The sequence below is a fragment of the Tolypothrix campylonemoides VB511288_2 genome (assembly GCF_045999855.1).
Taxonomy (GTDB): Bacteria; Cyanobacteriota; Cyanobacteriia; order Cyanobacteriales; family Nostocaceae; genus Scytonema; species Scytonema bouteillei_A.
Map to the genome: position 1 here is coordinate 292380 of NZ_JBFPMW010000011.1, position 16669 is coordinate 309048.

13 protein-coding genes are annotated in these 16669 nt (G+C 42.4%); 8 read left to right on the plus strand and 5 right to left on the minus strand.

Annotated features, from left to right (window positions below):
* Window positions 1–141 precede the first annotated feature (141 nt).
* Window positions 142–414 carry a hypothetical protein gene (locus AB0756_RS28625; protein ID WP_038079206.1) on the minus strand — a complete coding sequence of 91 codons (273 nt, stop codon included), beginning with the start codon at window positions 412–414 and terminating at the stop codon, window positions 142–144.
* Window positions 415–577: 163 nt separating this feature from the next.
* Between AB0756_RS28625 and purU the strand changes: the two genes are divergently transcribed.
* The gene (purU, locus tag AB0756_RS28630; protein ID WP_038079207.1) at window positions 578–1432 is read left to right on the plus strand and encodes a formyltetrahydrofolate deformylase; all 855 of its coding nucleotides are present in this window, start codon (window positions 578–580) and stop codon (window positions 1430–1432) included.
* Window positions 1433–1442: 10 nt separating this feature from the next.
* Here purU and AB0756_RS28635 read toward each other — a convergent pair whose 3' ends face one another.
* The gene (locus tag AB0756_RS28635) at window positions 1443–2048 is read right to left on the minus strand and encodes a class I SAM-dependent methyltransferase (RefSeq protein WP_038079209.1); all 606 of its coding nucleotides are present in this window, start codon (window positions 2046–2048) and stop codon (window positions 1443–1445) included.
* 107 nt (window positions 2049–2155) lie between these two features.
* Between AB0756_RS28635 and AB0756_RS28640 the strand changes: the two genes are divergently transcribed.
* The 4 genes from AB0756_RS28640 (at window position 2156) to AB0756_RS28655 (ending at window position 9109) form a co-directional block, all read left to right on the plus strand.
* Window positions 2156–2383: a hypothetical protein gene (locus AB0756_RS28640; RefSeq protein ID WP_038079211.1), complete on the plus strand. Its 228-nt coding sequence runs from the start codon at window positions 2156–2158 to the stop codon at window positions 2381–2383.
* Window positions 2384–2612: 229 nt separating this feature from the next.
* Window positions 2613–4757, plus strand: a complete 2145-nt coding sequence (locus AB0756_RS28645; RefSeq protein ID WP_050046152.1) for an AAA-like domain-containing protein — start codon at window positions 2613–2615, stop codon at window positions 4755–4757.
* Window positions 4750–8439 carry a P83/100 family protein gene (locus AB0756_RS28650; protein WP_408104025.1) on the plus strand — a complete coding sequence of 1230 codons (3690 nt, stop codon included), beginning with the start codon at window positions 4750–4752 and terminating at the stop codon, window positions 8437–8439. The genes AB0756_RS28645 and AB0756_RS28650 overlap by 8 nt, the downstream gene beginning before the upstream one ends.
* 415 nt (window positions 8440–8854) lie before the next feature.
* Window positions 8855–9109: a hypothetical protein gene (locus tag AB0756_RS28655; RefSeq protein WP_038099013.1), complete on the plus strand. Its 255-nt coding sequence runs from the start codon at window positions 8855–8857 to the stop codon at window positions 9107–9109.
* A gap of 85 nt (window positions 9110–9194) precedes the next feature.
* Here the strand turns inward: AB0756_RS28655 and AB0756_RS28660 are convergent, their stop codons facing one another.
* Window positions 9195–9995: a DUF4058 family protein gene (locus AB0756_RS28660; protein WP_038099012.1), complete on the minus strand. Its 801-nt coding sequence runs from the start codon at window positions 9993–9995 to the stop codon at window positions 9195–9197.
* A 149-nt stretch (window positions 9996–10144) separates the two neighbouring features.
* On the opposite strand from AB0756_RS28660, the gene AB0756_RS28665 reads away from it, so the two are divergent.
* Window positions 10145–10852 (plus strand): ATP-dependent Zn protease, encoded by a 708-nt coding sequence (locus tag AB0756_RS28665; RefSeq protein WP_038099010.1) that lies wholly within the window; start codon window positions 10145–10147, stop codon window positions 10850–10852.
* Here AB0756_RS28665 and AB0756_RS28670 read toward each other — a convergent pair.
* On the minus strand, window positions 10845–11879 hold the full coding sequence (locus tag AB0756_RS28670) for a GGDEF domain-containing protein (RefSeq protein ID WP_038099007.1): 1035 nt from the start codon (window positions 11877–11879) through the stop codon (window positions 10845–10847). The genes AB0756_RS28665 and AB0756_RS28670 overlap by 8 nt on opposite strands.
* 848 nt (window positions 11880–12727) lie before the next feature.
* Window positions 12728–12931 carry a heavy-metal-associated domain-containing protein gene (locus tag AB0756_RS28675; protein ID WP_038099004.1) on the minus strand — a complete coding sequence of 68 codons (204 nt, stop codon included), beginning with the start codon at window positions 12929–12931 and terminating at the stop codon, window positions 12728–12730.
* A 288-nt stretch (window positions 12932–13219) separates the two neighbouring features.
* On the opposite strand from AB0756_RS28675, the gene alaS reads away from it, so the two are divergent.
* Together alaS and AB0756_RS28685 are read left to right on the plus strand one after the other, a co-directional pair.
* Window positions 13220–15871 (plus strand): alanine--tRNA ligase, encoded by a 2652-nt coding sequence (alaS, locus tag AB0756_RS28680; protein ID WP_038099002.1) that lies wholly within the window; start codon window positions 13220–13222, stop codon window positions 15869–15871.
* Window positions 15872–16016: 145 nt separating this feature from the next.
* Entirely contained in the window at window positions 16017–16277 is a 261-nt protein-coding gene (locus AB0756_RS28685) for a hypothetical protein (RefSeq protein WP_038081185.1), read from the plus strand.
* Window positions 16278–16669 lie beyond the last annotated feature (392 nt).

A 16669-nucleotide genomic window follows, 5' to 3' on the forward strand; every position in this document is an offset into this window, starting at 1 on the left:
TAGAAAAGAAATGAAACATCGTGAAAAGGGAGAATTGGAATTAAGTTCCCCCCTTTGCTAAGGGGGGTTAGGGGGGATCGAAACCGCAAGAATCACTATATAAGACTTGTATATACCACCGTAGCCTCAAGTCCTTAAAAACTACTTATCCTGTAACCTAGAGTTTGATGAAGCAAGTAATGAATCAATAACTTCTTTATGTTTTTGATGAAACTTTAAAACTTCCAGATACGCAAAAGGCACTACAATAGGCCAGAAAACGGTAGCCATGACTAAAATAATCGTAGAGAAAACCCTTTCCTCAGACGTCATTTCTGCATCTGCTATAAAAAAATCCAGCCATTTTTGGAAGAAAGAAAAAGCCATGAAAACGTAAAATAGAAGAGCTATATAAAGAGGAATAGTTGACATCATGATAATTTTTATATAAAGAAAATTGAGTGTAGCAGACTGTAGTTTTACAATTACGCAATGATAGATATTATCTTGCGGAGCAATTCATTAAGAAACCTGAAAAATACTGAGCTATCCTTTTGTTCTTGCTTACCAGCTCAATTATGTCGTAGCATGAGTCATCATGACTACTCCCACAGCAACGTTACTTATATCTTGCCCCGACAGACGGGGACTCGTGGCGAAAATCGCCAACTTCATCCACACCTATGGTGGAAATATAATCCACGCGGATCAACATACAGATTTCGCAGCTCAGTTGTTTCTCACTCGCATTGAATGGCAGTTAGAGGGATTTCATTTACCCCGTGACCTCATTGCGCCAGCGTTTAACGCCATAGCCCAACCCTTAGAAGCCAAATGGGAACTCCACTTTTCTGATACAGTTAAGCGCATTGCCATTTGGGTGAGCAAACAAGACCATTGCCTGTTTGATTTGATTTGGCGACAACGAGCAAAAGAGTTTACTGCTGAAATTCCCCTTATTCTTAGCAATCATCCCAATTTAAAAGGTGTCGCCGAGCAATTTGGCATTGACTATCACTACATCCCAATTAATAAGGATAACAAACAAGAACAGGAAGCCAAACAGCTAGAACTGCTGCATCAGTATCAAATTGACCTGGTTGTCTTGGCAAAATATATGCAAATTTTGAGCCAAGAATTTATTGTTCGTTTTCCCCACATAATTAATATTCACCACTCATTTTTGCCAGCTTTTGTTGGTGCTAATCCCTATCATAAAGCTTTTGAAAGAGGTGTTAAAATTATTGGAGCAACAGCACACTATGTCACTGCGGATCTAGATGCAGGACCCATTATCGAGCAAGATGTAGTCCGCGTCAGCCATCGAGATGAAGTAGAAGATTTGATTAGAAAAGGCAAAGATCTAGAGCGAATTGTGCTGGCTAGAGCAGTGCGATCGCATTTAGGAAATCGCGTTTTAGTTTATGGAAATCGGACAGTTGTATTTGAGTGATTTCTTATATCTACTGTCTTTCCAAAATACAGAACAATGCTTTTGGGAGCGGGTCTAAAGTACCTTGATAGACAGTTTCTTGGACAGACACAATCTTGAAACCATGAGTAAAAATCTCTCTAATTTCTTCAGGGGTAAATCGATAGGGACCGGGTTCTCTTTTCTCTAAATGACTAAAGCATTTTAAAAACAAAAAACCTTTGTGTTTAATTAAACTGCGTACAGCCCTAACATAGTCTTGTCTGAGATCTGGAGGAAGCACGTGAAAACAGCCCCGGTCAAAGACAAAATCAAATTCCTGGGAAAGATTGCTGTGAAGAATATCGTCTTCTCTAAAAGTAATATCTAAGCCCTCTTTTTTAGCTACAATTTGAGCTTGATTGATGGCTGTCGCTGAAATATCCGTAGCAGTCACTTTGTAGCCACGTTCCGCTAATATTATTGCTTGAGTCCCCGGACCCGTACCGAGATCCAAAGCCATTCCTGTAGAAATATTGAGCTTTGTTAACGCTTCGTCAAGATCGCTATCTAAATCGGGATTGAACCAGGGCATGGATTCTACCTGACCTTCCCGATATAATTTATCCCAATCAGGAAACTCTCGTTGTTGATTCATAATGTCTCATCCTAGATATAACCTCAAGCCTACCTTAAGTCAGAGGTAGGTCAGTCAGTGTATTTATTAGATTAAACAGAACTGTTTAGTTGAGGCACCATTGGTTTATGGACTTTAAATACAGATGGAAAAATGGTCATCAACCAACCCGAGATAGAGCAGCAACTAGCGACTCACTCCTAGATAAAGGACAATTTACTAGCAAAAAAGATTGGCAAATAGCAGAGCAAGATGCTCGCAAGCGTCTCGGCGTCCCAGCAAAAACGATGGATGCGGATCGTTCTGTACTTCCTCATGCTCCTTCTACTGATATCGATGACGATAATTTCTTGTAAATTGACAATCGCATTACCCAAAAGGTTTGATATTAAGGGCGCAAGGCATTGCGCCCTTACGTTTTTTTCAGCACCCAAAATCCTTACTAAGGACGAATGACCAATGACTAATGACAATCTTTAAGTAAATTTCTGCATAAGTTAAACTTTTTTTCACCTATTATGAAGTAAGTATCGCGACCTACAGGCACCAGGAGTCAATAGAAAAAAAGTACACCCAGTCCCCAGCATGAGAGACAGTCCGTTTGTTAAAACCATATTGATTCTGGCTGCAAACCCTAAAAATACCTCTCGATTGCGCTTGGATAAAGAGGTACAGGAGATTGATGAAGGTTTGCGACGAGCGAACAAACGCGAACAATTTAAATTAGAGCAAAGATGGGCAGTCAGATCTCGTGACTTTTACCGGGCAATTCTTGACACTCAACCCCAAATCGTTCACTTTTGCGGGCATGGTGCAGGGGAGGATGGTATTGTTTTGGAGGATGAGGCAGGGGAAGCCGCACTGGTGCAAGGCAATGAATTGGCAAGTATGTTTAAGCTGTTTGCTTCAGAAAGTGTTGAGTGTGTGGTACTCAATGCCTGCTATTCTGAAGGACAAGCAGAAGCGATCGCGCAACACGTCAGTTATACGATCGGAACAAATCAGACAATCGGGGATAATGCAGCTATTGCTTTTTCTAGAGCATTTTACGATGCCCTAGCAGCTGGGAAAACCATTGAATATGCTTTTGAACTGGGGAGTGCTTGTTTGGTTGGTTTATCAGAACATCAAACTCCCGTACTTAAGAAAAAATCACAAGATGAATTGTCTTCCTTGAAAAAGGAAATTGAGAAACTACCCGATACCAAACCAACAGAACGCAAGCACATTTTTATCAGTTACAAGCGCAACGCCGAGCCTGATGAAGCAGTCGCTTTAGAACTATATCACTCCCTGTCGCAACACCATGAAGTTTTTATCGACCAAAGAATGGTAGTGGGGACTCGTTGGGCTGAATGTATAGAAAAGCAATTGCGTAAATCTGATTTTCTGATTGTTTTTCTTTCCTCTCATTCCGTTCACAGCGAGATGGTAGGGTTGGAAATTCAAAAGGCGCACGAGTTAGCACAACTACAGGGAGGACGCCCTGCTATTCTTCCCGTGCGTTTGGCATATCGAGAACAGTTTCAATATCCCTTAAGTGCTTACCTAGATTCCATCAACTGGGCTTTTTGGCAAGATGACAGCGATACGCCACGCTTGATAGCAGAGTTAACTCAAGTGATTTCAGGCGGTGAATTGAGTATTGGCGAAGCACAAAAGCCTAGTTTGTTGAGGGTTAGTGAGGCATCGCCCTTTCCCCGTCCCTTCCCTTCTGCACAATTGGAAATGCCAGAAGGGACGATGGACAGTGAATCTCAATTTTATGTAGAAAGGTCTTGCGATGCGATCGCATTACGAACCATCGAACAAAAAGGAGTCACCATCGCAATCAAAGGATCGAGACAAGTTGGCAAAAGTTCGCTGTTGATTCGCATCAAAGAAACAGCCGAGCAAGCAGGTAAGCGAGTAGCGTTTTTAGATTTCCAACTGTTTGACAAAGCAGCCCTGCAAGATGGCGAACTTTTCTTCCGCCAGTTTTGCTCTTGGGTTACCGATGAACTCGATATGGAAGATCGAGTGGATGAATATTGGAGTACTCCGTTGGGGAATACTCAACGCTGTACTCGTTATATCAGTCGCCACATACTAAAAGGATTGGGGAAACAACCATTGGTTTTAGCAATGGATGAAGTCGATAAAGTGTTTGACGCTGTGTTTCGCAATGATTTCTTTGGGATGTTGCGGAGTTGGCATAACTGTCGCGCCACAACCCCCATTTGGAAAAACTTTGACCTCACTCTAGTTACTTCTACAGAACCCTATCAACTTATAGACGATCTCAACCAGTCCCCCTTTAACGTCGGACAAGTGATAGAAATGGAAGATTTTAGCCCCCAACAGGTAGCAGATCTTAACCAGAGTCACGGTTTGCCTTTTAACGCAAGTGAGGAAAGACGATTGATTGGGTTACTCGGAGGGCATCCTTATTTGATCCGGCGATCGCTCTACTTAGTAGCAATTCAGCAAACTTCCCCAAGTGAGTTATTTGCCAATGCGACTCATGATAGCGGACCTTTCGGAGATCACTTACGCCATCACCTCTCACTGTTACATAATAAAACAGAATTAATCCAAGGTTTGTTAGAAATTATTCGTCAAAACCACTGTGCTGATAAACGGATCTTTTGGCGATTGCGGGGAGCAGGATTAGTGAGAGAAGAAGGAAAAGCGATCGTTCCGCGCTGTCAGTTATATGCCGAGTACTTCCGGGAGAATTTGCGTGAGTAAAGCAAGTATTTACACAGTTGGCGGAACCGTACAGGCTAATCAAAACGGTGTTTACATTTCCCGTCAAGCCGATGAGGAATTGCTCGCACTATGTCGGGAAAGTAAGTTTTCTTACATTCTCACCTCAAGGCAAATGGGTAAATCTAGTTTGATGGTGAGAACTGTAGAACGACTTGCCGAAGAAGAAATTCAATCCGTTGTCATCGACGTAACACAGATTGGTACACAAGTCACCGCTGAACAGTGGTATTTAGGGTTACTCACTATCATTGAAGGAACTTTATTATTAGACACAGATGTGGTGCAGTGGTGGCAAGGACGTGCTCATTTAGGCTTTACCCAAAGGTTAACCCTATTTTTTCGAGAGGTGCTTTTACCAGAAGTAGCGACACCTATAGTGATTTTTGTAGACGAAATTGATACGACTTTAAGCCTTAATTTTACGGATGACTTTTTTGCCGCCGTTCGTTCTTTATACGTTGCCCGTGCTTCAGAACCGGAATTTCATCGTCTTTCCTTTGTATTGATTGGTGTGGCAACTCCCGGCGATTTAATACGCGATCCCAAGAGGACACCCTTTAATATCGGTCAGCTTGTTGACCTGACAGATTTTACTTTTGAAGAAGCAAAACCCCTAGCTGAAGGATTAGATTTACCAAAAGATGAAGCATTGCAAGTTTTGGGATGGGTACTGAGATGGACGGGAGGGCATCCTTATTTAACACAACGGCTATGTAGCATAATTAGACAAAAAGAGCAGAAAAGTTGGTCGCAAGCAGATGTTGATGGTGTAGTCAGCAGCAACTTTTTTGGGAAAATGAGCGAGCAAGATAATAACTTGCAGTTTGTGCGGGATATGTTGACCAAACGCGCACCAGATGAAGAAGGTGTGCTGACGACTTATCGCAGCATTCGTCGGGGTAGGCTACCCGTTTTAGATGAAGAAAGGTCGCTCGTGAAATCGCATCTCAAGCTTTCAGGTGTGGTCAAGCGAGAGGGTGCGATATTGAAGGTGAGAAATCAAATTTATCACAGGGTGTTTGATTTAAAGTGGGTCAATCAACACTTACCGTTGAAGTTGCGGGATTTGTGGGAACGCCTCAAGCCGTCACAACCCTTGCTTGTAACAGGGTTATTAATTTTTTCTGTTTCTATGGGGGTACTAGCTTGGTATGCAGAAATGAAACGTCGAGAAGTAAAAAAGCAAAGCGATAATGCTACACAAAACGCACAGTTAGCACAACAAAACGAGCAAGAAGCACAGAAAGCTCTAAGACGTGCTAAAACATTACAAAAAGAAGAAGAAAAGCAACGTCAACTAGCAGAACAACGAGGAAAACAGTTAGCTGATTCTCTCCAAAAAACTAAACTAGCTCAACAAGCAGAAACAAAGCAGCGCCAACTAGCAGAACAACGAGGAAAACAGTTAGCTGATTCTCTTCAAGAAACCCAACTTACCCAACAAGCTGAAGCAAAGCAACGCCAACTAGCAGAACAACGAGGAAAACAGTTAGCTAATTCTCTTCAAAAAACCCAAGCTGCAGAAAAATTAGCAGTACAACGACAGCAAGAAGCTCAAAAGCAACGAGATATTGCCAAGCAAAGAGAAACAGAAGCAAACAATGCTAAAGTACAAGCCGAAAAACTACAAGTCAATTCAGAAATTGAGGCACAAAGTTTAACAACAGAAAACATTTTGAATTCCTACCCTGAACTTGAGGCTTTAGCCGCAGGTTTAAAATTGGGAAAAAAGGTGAAAAGCAAGAAATTAGAAGGTGAGACTCGATCCAAGGCAATCTCTGTTTTATATAGGATTGTTTACGAGATCAAAGAACGAAATCGTTTTGAAGTGCATGGTAATTTTGTCAATAGTGTAGCTGTAGCCTTCAGCCCAGATGGCAAGACCATTGCCACTGCTAGTGATGACAGTACGGTACGCTTGTGGAATCTTAAAGGTGAATCCCTTCAAACCCTCATCGGGCATAGCAAAGTTGTCAATAGTGTAGCCTTCAGCCCAGATGGCAAGACCATTGCCACTGCTAGTGATGACAGTACGGTACGCTTGTGGAATCTTAAAGGTGAATCCCTTCAAACCCTCATCGGGCATAGCGGAGTTGTCACTAGTGTAGCTTTCAACCCAGATGGCAAGACCATTGCCACTGCTAGTGATGACAAAACGGTACGCTTGTGGAATCTTAAAGGTGAATCCCTTCAAACTCTCACCGGGCATAGCGGTACTGTCTTAAGTGTAGCCTTTAGCCCAGATAGTAAGACTATTGCTACTGCTAGTTCTGACAGTACGGTACGCTTGTGGAATCTTAAAGGTGAATCCCTTCAAACCCTCATCGGGCAGAGCGGAGTTGTCACTAGTGTAGCTTTCAGCCCAGATGGCAAGACTATTGCTACTGCAAGTTCTGACAATACGGTACGCTTGTGGAATCTTAAAGGTGAATCCCTTCAAACTCTCACCGGACATAGCAAAGTTGTCAATAGTGTAGCCTTTAGCCCAGATGGCAAGACTATTGCTACTGCAAGTTCTGACAGAACGGTACGCTTGTGGAATCTTAAAGGTGAATCCCTTCAAACTCTCACCGGGCATAGCGGTACTGTCTTAAGTGTAGCCTTTAGCCCAGATAGTAAGACTATTGCTACTGCTAGTTCTGACAGTACGGTACGCTTGTGGAATCTTAAAGGTGAATCCCTTCAAACCCTCATCGGGCAGAGCGGAGTTGTCACTAGTGTAGCTTTCAGCCCAGATGGCAAGACTATTGCTACTGCAAGTTCTGACAATACGGTACGCTTGTGGAATCTTAAAGGTGAATCCCTTCAAACTCTCACCGGACATAGCAAAGTTGTCAATAGTGTAGCCTTTAGCCCAGATGGCAAGACTATTGCTACTGCAAGTTCTGACAGAACGGTACGCTTGTGGAATCTTAAAGGTGAATCCCTTCAAACTCTCACCGGGCATAGCGGTAGTGTCTATAGTGTAGCCTTCAGCCCAGATGGCAAGACCATTGCCACTGCAAGTTCTGACAGAACGGTACGCTTGTGGAATCTTAAAGGTGAATCCCTTCAAACTCTCACCGGGCATAGCGGTAGTGTCTATAGTGTAGCCTTCAGCCCAGATGGCAAGACCATTGCCACTGCAAGTTCTGACAGAACGGTACGCTTGTGGAATCTCAAAGGTGAATCCCTTCAAACTCTCACCGGGCATGGCGGGGTTGTCGCTAGTGTAGCCTTCAGCCCAGATGGCAAGACCATTGCTACTGCAAGTTCTGACAGTACGGTACGCTTGTGGAATTTTAAAGGTAAATCCCTTCAAACCCTCATCGGGCAGAGCGGAGTTGTCGCTAGTGTAGCCTTCAACCCAGATGGCAAGACCATTGCCACTGCAAGTTCTGACAGTACGGTACGCTTGTGGAATCTTAAAGGTAAATCCCTTCAAACCCTCACCGGGCATAGCGGAGATGTCTTAAGTGTAGCCTTTAGCCCAGATGGCAAGACCATTGCCACTGCAAGTGATGACAAAACGGTACGCTTGTGGAATTTCGATTTGGACGATTTACTCGCAAAGGGCTGTGCTTGGATTCATGACTATTGGACGTACAATTATCTGAAAAATAATCCCAACGCTAAGGAAGAAGATCGCAAATTGTGTGATGGAATTGGTATTTGGAAATAATCGCATCCAACGTTTGCATTTTTTTCTACAGCCCAGGCGAATGGAATTCGCGGCTATACAAGCAAAACCCCTCCGGGTTCACCAGTCCCCTACGGCGGGAGACCCGCCTGCAGGGCTGGATTCACCACCTGCGTGGGTTTTAATTAATTTTCACTAGTCCGCGTAGGCGGACTTCGTTTGTATAGTAGCGAATTCTATTCGCCCAATCCTTTTCTAAAAAAAATAATACAATGACGAATTGTGCGATCGCCTTTTTTAGAAATCTATCGGTTATCAAGTAGCTGCAAAGCTCCGAATTCTTAAAGAAGTCAGATTTGGAGCGCAACTGGCTATCTCTTTTATTTGAATTTCGAGCTAGTGCAGTCAACTGATTTATTCAATACTATTTATAGTAGAAAGTTAAGAGAAAATATTTATGCATAGCGTAACAAGACGTTATCATGTTAGTGAAGATGGTATTTTGCATTTAGATGTTCCAATCGGGCTAACTAATGCAGAGTTAGAAGTCACTGTCACATTTCAAGCGATCGCATTAAGCAATTTAGAAAATAACACGCAAGGTAAAGGATGGCCTCCTAATTTTTTTGAAGAGACTTTTGGAGCCTGTAAAGACGAGCCCATAGTTATTGATGGGGACGGAATTTTTGATGATAACGAAGAATTAACATGAAGTATTTATTGGATACAAATTTTTGTGTAAGATATTTAAACGGTGAATCAAAAATACTTCAACTATGTAATATAACGGGAATTTTTTATTTTCTGAATATCCCTAATCCTTTCTCTTGCAACAAAGTATTAGCCCAAGTTGCATCTGCTTCTTTAAGTGGTAACGTGCAAAGTTGAGAATAATCTATTCTCATGTCAAATCCTGCTTGGTCATAAACTTCGTTCAGTAAAGTTTGTAAATCTACGACTGGCTCAATGTCAAGAGGAACTAGCGGTAAGGGAAATGAAGGAATTGATTGTCGCAAACTAAAAGCATACAAATCGGATTCGGGACGGCGATCGCCACGACTAATAAGGATGCGATAATCGCTATTGGGCAAGCTTTCCATAATTGGCATAGATTTTCCACCCCGAAGCAAGTCAATTTCCACCAAATTGGTAATACTTGCTAGCACCTGACGGCGCTTGCGTTCGTATGCGTCTCTTCCTTCTCCCGCACGTTTGTTTTTTGGAGAAAGAAGCTCGACAACTGTAACTGCATAGTTCTTTCCCATCTCTCTAATTTCTAGATATTTTTCTTCGACAGTTTCAACCAATGGTACAGAGACCTTCACTGGTTCTTGTGTACTAACAGTTGTATTGGACGAAAAATCATTTGGAAAAGAACGCCCGAAAGTTGATTTCTGAGAAAACACTGTTACATCTGGAATGCCAACCAATAGATCGACTTCACTAAGGTAGGTCCGCTTTTCTACTGCTACGTGATACTTCGGACGGAGACTGGGCGCTAGAGCAATCGCGATCGCCATAATCAAGCGACTGTGTACTTCAAACCATAAATCGGGATGTTCGAGATAAGGATCGACTCCTGGAAATGGTGAAGACATGGCGCAACCTCAGAACTTAATACCCATCTTGACATTTCTGCTCTCCTGTGGGGAGAAATTTTTGGCTGAGTCTATCTTCTCGGTCAAGATTGACGCATAATATTAGAAACACATTAAGAAATATTACATTACATAACTCAATTTTTAATATGAGCAAAACTGCCCTAAATCTCATAGCAATCTCTGTCTTTGCCATGACTGTGTCCAGTTTGCTGGGACCGCTCGTTCACCTATCGCCTACAATCCCTGCAGTGGCGACCTTTACAGTTTTAGGAATCGCTACTCTCGATTCTTTCAGTTTGCAAGGACAGGGCGGTAATCTTCTTTTAGATTGGATGGCAAGTTTTTCACCCGAACACAGAGAACGTATCCTACATCATGAAGCCGGACACTTTCTTGTCGCTTACCTGTTGGGAATTCCAGTGGTTGGCTACACTCTCAGCGCTTGGGAAGCAATCAAACAAAAACAACCGGGACAAGGCGGTGTCAGTTTTGATGATGGGGAATTAGCATCTCAACTCGAACAAGGTAAGATAACTGCTCAAATGCTGGATCGTTATTGCACAACTTGGATGGCGGGTATTGCTGCAGAAACACTAGTTTATAACAATACTGAGGGGGGTGCTGACGATAAAAGCAAGCTCGCAGGAGTGTTGAAAAGTTTGGGATTTTCTGGAAGCAATACCAATCTCAAACAACGCTTTTGTCTCCTCCAAGCAAAAACTTTGTTGGAAGAACATTGGGCGGCGTACCAAGCCCTTGTCGATGTTATGCGACAAAGGGCTTCGGTTGCAGAGTGTACTCGCGTTCTGGAAACACGGGGAATAGGAACTCGGGAGTCAGACGTTCCTAACTGAAAAAAGAAGCAGTTTGGCGGTGTGGAGTATGGTGGAATGTGTGGCTGGTGCAACCGACAACGCGATCGCGCCCTGTTGCTTTCGCTACCAATAAGTTTTGATCCGCACGCTGAAGCAGGCTGACTCCCTTTGCATCGTCTTCTGCTTGCAAACTAGATATTCCCAAACTAATTGTGACGTTGAGAGAGAGTTTATTGTTGATGGCAAATGGTTCCTTGCTAACTATGGAATTGAGACGGTTTGCGACACCACACGCTTCGTCACAATTTGTATTGGGGAGAACTATCACAAATTCTTCTCCACCATAGCGAAATGGAGTATCTTGAACCCGCAAGTTGTGGCGCAACCGGCTGCAGAGCAATTGTAAAAGGCGATCGCCTACCAGATGACCGTAAGTATCATTAACTTTTTTAAAATAGTCTACGTCTAAAATAATTAAAGAGAGTTGAGTCCCATGACTGCGGGCTTTTTGAATTTGACTGGGTAAATCCCACTCCAACGCACGGCGATTTTTCAGTTCTGTCAGTGAGTCAGCTAGGGCTATAACCGAGAGAAAGTCGTTTTTTCTAATCAGTTCTCGATATTTTTCTGCTTTCCGCAATCCTACAGTTAAATGAGCTCGTAGCAAGCGATGGCGAGCCATTTCTTCTTGTAAAGACTCCTCACCTCCTGTTTCGAGACCCCAAATATACGCATCTGCTCCTTGGTGTAGAGCTAAGGATGTCATCTCCAATTCCCAATCCTCACTGCTTGTATTTCTCTGAGCAAGGACTTGGGGACGATCTTCAATCAGGATACAGTAAATCCAGGATAGCTTTGTTTGTTCTTTTAACCAATGACATAATTCCATACTGCCATCCCAACTAGCCCGTACCAGTAAAATATCTGGTGGGTTTAATGGAATGCGCGAAATCGCCTGCTTTAAATCGCTGATGAGTTCTACGCCAATAGAAGATGCATCTCGAATATCCTTTGGAAGGATAGCGAGAAAACTATCATCTCCAAAGATCAGAATGGAAATGTTCATTGTTTTACTTTTTGCCCTGTTTCTACCTAAAGGGTTTAGACTTGGTGAACTTAATTCATTCTCCCTGGTATCTGTAATACATGGCTGTATATCTGATAGGGGAGTTTTAACGTTTGTGTGAATGTCTTATACTTAGCCACAATATGAATTTTTAATTTTTTGCCCCTCATCATACTCTACTTTAATAAATACATTTGCTGAGGTTGCCATTTCTGAGACCTAATGTTTCTTTTCTCCTAGTTGATGAAGAATATTGCAGTTTAAATCATTACGTAAAAAATTTTAACTACTGTTGGGTAGATATTGTCCACAAAAAGTTTATATCGCGGGTATCATTTCTATACATATTTCATAAATTACAAAATTTGTTATAGTAGAATTACCGAAGGATATCCGATCGCGATACAGATAAACTTTATTGAATGTTTAAAATTTAGGTATAGCGAGCATTATCTGATAGAGATTTACAATGCTTAAAATTTTTTATAAAATTATTTAAAATTTTCTTAATATAGATGACTGTAATTTTTGGGATAGAGTTAACAAATTCCTTTCAAATATAATATTTTACTTATTTTTTATCTTGAAAAAAGTCTTATTTCCTCAGTAAAGTCTCTATTGTTTGGAGCACTACTATGAAACAACTCAATAATTTTCTGTATATTCTCGGAAAAACTTTGAGAGGATTTTTGATAAGTCTTATCTAATACCTGTCTTGGAGACCTTCGCGATCGCATTTGTAGTTGCGCTGTCTTCACATACTTCGCAACTACAAAGGAAAATTAGATAGTTTACACTTTGTTACACGGATTGCTTTTTTCTTGCCGACTTACATCCGTTATTGATATCTATTGATAACCTTCAATAGTGTGACCAGCCGCAACAATTGCTTGTTTGATTGTCTCTTCCGAGGCTTGGGCTTCTACAGTTACAGTTTTGCCTTGGACATCCACATCTACCTTAGCGTCTGGTTCCATAACATGGATTGTTTCGGTAATAGTTTCCGCACAACCCTGACAGGCTATTGAGGGGACTTTCAGTTTTAATGCCATAATTTACCTCTATTGGGAAATTTTGTATTTTTCTTCTGCTTTAATTCTAAAAATCACGACCGCACTCACTCATCCTACCAAAGTTATGATTGCAGGGAACACCGCTTGCAATTTGCAACCGATCGCCAGTGACCCATAACGGTAGTCGCGAACTGAAACAAAATGCAAAAATATACCTAATAAAGGGTCAAGGATAAAGGATAAAGTCTGAAATTAATAATACAATGTAGTATGTATTATGCTTTTACTTTGACTTCACATTTCATACTTTCATATTTGTAAGAGCTTATGTCAGTAAATCCCCAGTACCTCAGCGGTAACGAAATTCGCAAAACATTCCTCGACTTCTACGCCCAACGGGGACACCAAGTTCTTCCTAGCGCCTCTTTGGTACCGGAAGACCCAACCGTGCTGCTGACGATCGCGGGGATGTTACCATTTAAACCTATATTTTTAGGTCAGCGCACGCCCGAGTTCAAGCGTGCTACAACATCTCAAAAATGCATTCGCACCAACGATATCGAAAATGTGGGACGCACCAAACGACACCACACGTTTTTTGAAATGTTGGGGAACTTTAGCTTTGGGGATTATTTTAAGGAACAAGCGATCGCTTGGGGTTGGGAGTTATCAACAAAGGTATTTAATTTAGCGCCCGAACATTTGGTGGTGAGCGTGTTTCGGGAAGATGACGAAGCGTTTGCTATCTGGCGCGATAAAATTGGAGTCCCCGAAGCACGGATTAAGCGTCTGGGAGAAGATGATAACTTCTGGGCTTCCGGTCCGACAGGTCCGTGCGGTCCGTGTTCGGAAATTTACTACGACTTCCACCCAGAGCGAGGCGATGAGAATATCGATTTAGAAGACGATACCCGGTTTATCGAGTTTTACAATCTCGTGTTCATGCAATACAACCGGGATGCAAACGGTGATTTAACTCCCCTGGCTAACAAGAACATTGATACGGGGATGGGTTTGGAGAGGATGGCTCAAATTCTCCAAGGAGTTCCCAACAACTACGAAACCGATTTGCTTTTCCCCATCATCAAACAAGCAGCAGAAATTGCTGGGATCGATTACACCAAGGTTGATGAAGAAACCAAAGTTTCCCTGAAAGTGATCGGGGATCACATTCGCTCCATCGTCCACATGATAGCTGATGAAATCCGCGCTTCCAACGTGGGACGGGGTTATGTGTTGCGCCGCCTTATTCGTCGCGCCGTGCGTCACGGGCGATTGGTGGGAATTCAAGGTGAATTTACAACCCAGGTGGCTGAAGTTGCGATCGCTCTTTCTGAAGAAGCTTACCCCAATTTGCGTCAGCGAGAGTCAGCAATAATAGCAGAATTGCAAAGAGAGGAATCTCGCTTCCTAAAAACTTTGGAACGTGGGGAAGAACTGCTTGAGGAAATTATGGCTGAAGTTAAAAGCCAAGGCAAAACTCAAATTAGTGGCGAAAGCGCCTTTACTTTGTACGATACCTATGGTTTCCCTGTAGAACTGACATCTGAAATTGCTGCTGAGAACAACCTCACAATTGATGAGGCTGGGTTTGAGGTGGAAATGGAAAAGCAAAAACAACGTGGAAGAGACGCCCACGAAACCATCGACCTCACCGTACAGGGTTCTCTCGATGAACTCGCCGAACACATCCAAGTTACAGAATTTTTGGGTTACACCCAAACCGCAGCAACATCAATTGTGGAAGTGTTGTTAGTGGGTGGTGTCTCGCAAGAGGAAGCAGAAGCCGGAACAGAGGTACAAGTTGTTCTCGACCAAACCCCATTTTATGCTGAATCGGGCGGACAAATTGGCGATCGCGGATATATATCTGGTGATGGTGTTCTCGTGACAATTTACGATGTGAAGAAAGAATCAGATTTCTTTGTTCACTTCGGACGCATTGAACGGGGAACTCTCCGAGTTGGCGATAAGGTGATGGCTCAAATCGATCCAGCTTGTCGCCGTCGCGTCCAAGCTAACCATACTGCAACTCATCTCTTACAAGCAGCGTTGAAGAAAATTGTTGATGAAGGAATCTCTCAAGCAGGTTCGCTCGTATCCTTCGATCGATTGCGCTTTGACTTTAACTGTCCGCGTCCAGTCACCCCAGAAGAGTTGCAGCAAATTGAGGAAACGATCAATCTTTGGATTGGTGAAGCTCACTCTGCTCGTGTGGAAATTCTACCCCTAGCTGAAGCAAAAGCAAGAGGTGCTGTTGCTATGTTTGGTGAAAAGTACGGCGAACAAGTCAGGGTGATTGATTTTCCTGGTGTGTCCATGGAACTGTGTGGCGGAACTCATGTTAGCAATACTTCAGAAATTGGAGTTTTCAAAATTATCTCTGAATCTGGAGTTGCTTCCGGAGTTCGACGGATTGAAGCTGTCTCCGGTGCTTCAATTTTGGAGTACCTAAATGTTCGGGATAAAGTGGTAAAGGATTTGAGCGATCGCTTCAAGGTAAAACCTGAAGAACTCCCAGATAGAATCACCATCCTGCAAAACGAACTGAAAACCGCTCAGAAGGAATTAGAAACCCTCAAGTCACAATTAGCAATTGCCAAATCAGATAGCTTGCTAGAAAAAGTTGAAGCTGTTGGCGAGTTTCAAATTCTTGTTGCCAAAATGGAAGATGTCGATCCCGAATCTTTGAAAACAGCAGCCGAACGGTTGCTGCAAAAACTTGGTAACGGTGCGGTTGTCTTAGGTTCGGTTCCAGAAGCCGGTAAAGTGAGCTTAGTAGCAGCTTTTAGTTCGGAAGTGAATAAGAAAGGTTTGCAAGCTGGTAAATTTGTGGGTGCGATCGCTAAAATTTGTGGTGGAGGTGGTGGCGGTCGCCCGAACCTTGCACAAGCTGGTGGACGTGATGCTAGTAAATTGCCAGAAGCTTTGGAGACAGCAAAAGCGGAATTGGTGAAAGGGCTAATGGCTAATGGCTAATTGCTAATTGCTAATTGCTAATTGCTAATGGCTAATTGCTAATTGCTGATGGTATTGTTGCACGCCAGAAATATCATATGGGGGGCAATAATTTACCATCTAGCATCTACAATCTAAAATCTAAAATGTATCTAGGGGGTAAAAAATGGGTCGCTTAAATCCCTTCTCATTACAAATGCAAATTACCCGCATGTTTGAACAGGGACAATCATTGTTTGCTATCACAAAAGTTCAGGAATGGTTGAAAGAACGCAATCAAAATCCTGCTGATTTTGACATTCTTTTTCATCAAAAACCTGCTCCTCCTGGTTCACAAGAGGTTATAGTTGTTGAAATTGAATTGCGTCGTAAAGATGGTACACCTGTAGATCCTTGGTTGCAAGAACAAGCAAATCTTCATGCTTAAAAAGTTCATGAAAATTATGCTTTTGCTAGCTATTTTATGAATTTAATATGAAGTTTCCCGACAAAGAGCATTCCATTGCGGAATGCTCTTTCTTTATCTTGAATTATTGATTAGTAAATCATATCACGTTCGCTTAATGACTTCTCATAAAATATGGGTTCGTGGTAGGTTGGGTTGAGGAACGAAACCCAACAATCGGGGTTCCATATTGGATTCAGCAATCCCAACCAAAAGTTTGATTTTGTGGGTAATACCCACCCTACACAATACATTTGGTGATTTAAGATTTACTTGATAAACAACCTCTAACCCTTATTTCTTCAAAAGTGTTTGAGTTATTTTTGCGCCTTTCCTAAGAGCAATGAAATGTAACTATATGATGAATTCTGGGT

Excerpts from the sequence above, each read along its gene's own strand:
- AB0756_RS28625 (WP_038079206.1), bottom strand. The coding sequence starts at position 414 with ATGATGTCAACTATTCCTCTTTATATAGCTCTTCTATTTTACGTTTTC.
- purU (WP_038079207.1), top strand. The coding sequence starts at position 578 with ATGACTACTCCCACAGCAACGTTACTTATATCTTGCCCCGACAGACGG.
- AB0756_RS28635 (WP_038079209.1), bottom strand. The coding sequence starts at position 2,048 with ATGAATCAACAACGAGAGTTTCCTGATTGGGATAAATTATATCGGGAA.
- AB0756_RS28640 (WP_038079211.1), top strand. The coding sequence starts at position 2,156 with ATGGACTTTAAATACAGATGGAAAAATGGTCATCAACCAACCCGAGAT.
- AB0756_RS28645 (WP_050046152.1), top strand. The coding sequence starts at position 2,613 with ATGAGAGACAGTCCGTTTGTTAAAACCATATTGATTCTGGCTGCAAAC.
- AB0756_RS28655 (WP_038099013.1), top strand. The coding sequence starts at position 8,855 with ATGCATAGCGTAACAAGACGTTATCATGTTAGTGAAGATGGTATTTTG.
- AB0756_RS28660 (WP_038099012.1), bottom strand. The coding sequence starts at position 9,995 with ATGTCTTCACCATTTCCAGGAGTCGATCCTTATCTCGAACATCCCGAT.
- AB0756_RS28665 (WP_038099010.1), top strand. The coding sequence starts at position 10,145 with ATGAGCAAAACTGCCCTAAATCTCATAGCAATCTCTGTCTTTGCCATG.
- AB0756_RS28670 (WP_038099007.1), bottom strand. The coding sequence starts at position 11,879 with ATGAACATTTCCATTCTGATCTTTGGAGATGATAGTTTTCTCGCTATC.
- AB0756_RS28675 (WP_038099004.1), bottom strand. The coding sequence starts at position 12,931 with ATGGCATTAAAACTGAAAGTCCCCTCAATAGCCTGTCAGGGTTGTGCG.
- alaS (WP_038099002.1), top strand. The coding sequence starts at position 13,220 with ATGTCAGTAAATCCCCAGTACCTCAGCGGTAACGAAATTCGCAAAACA.
- AB0756_RS28685 (WP_038081185.1), top strand. The coding sequence starts at position 16,017 with ATGGGTCGCTTAAATCCCTTCTCATTACAAATGCAAATTACCCGCATG.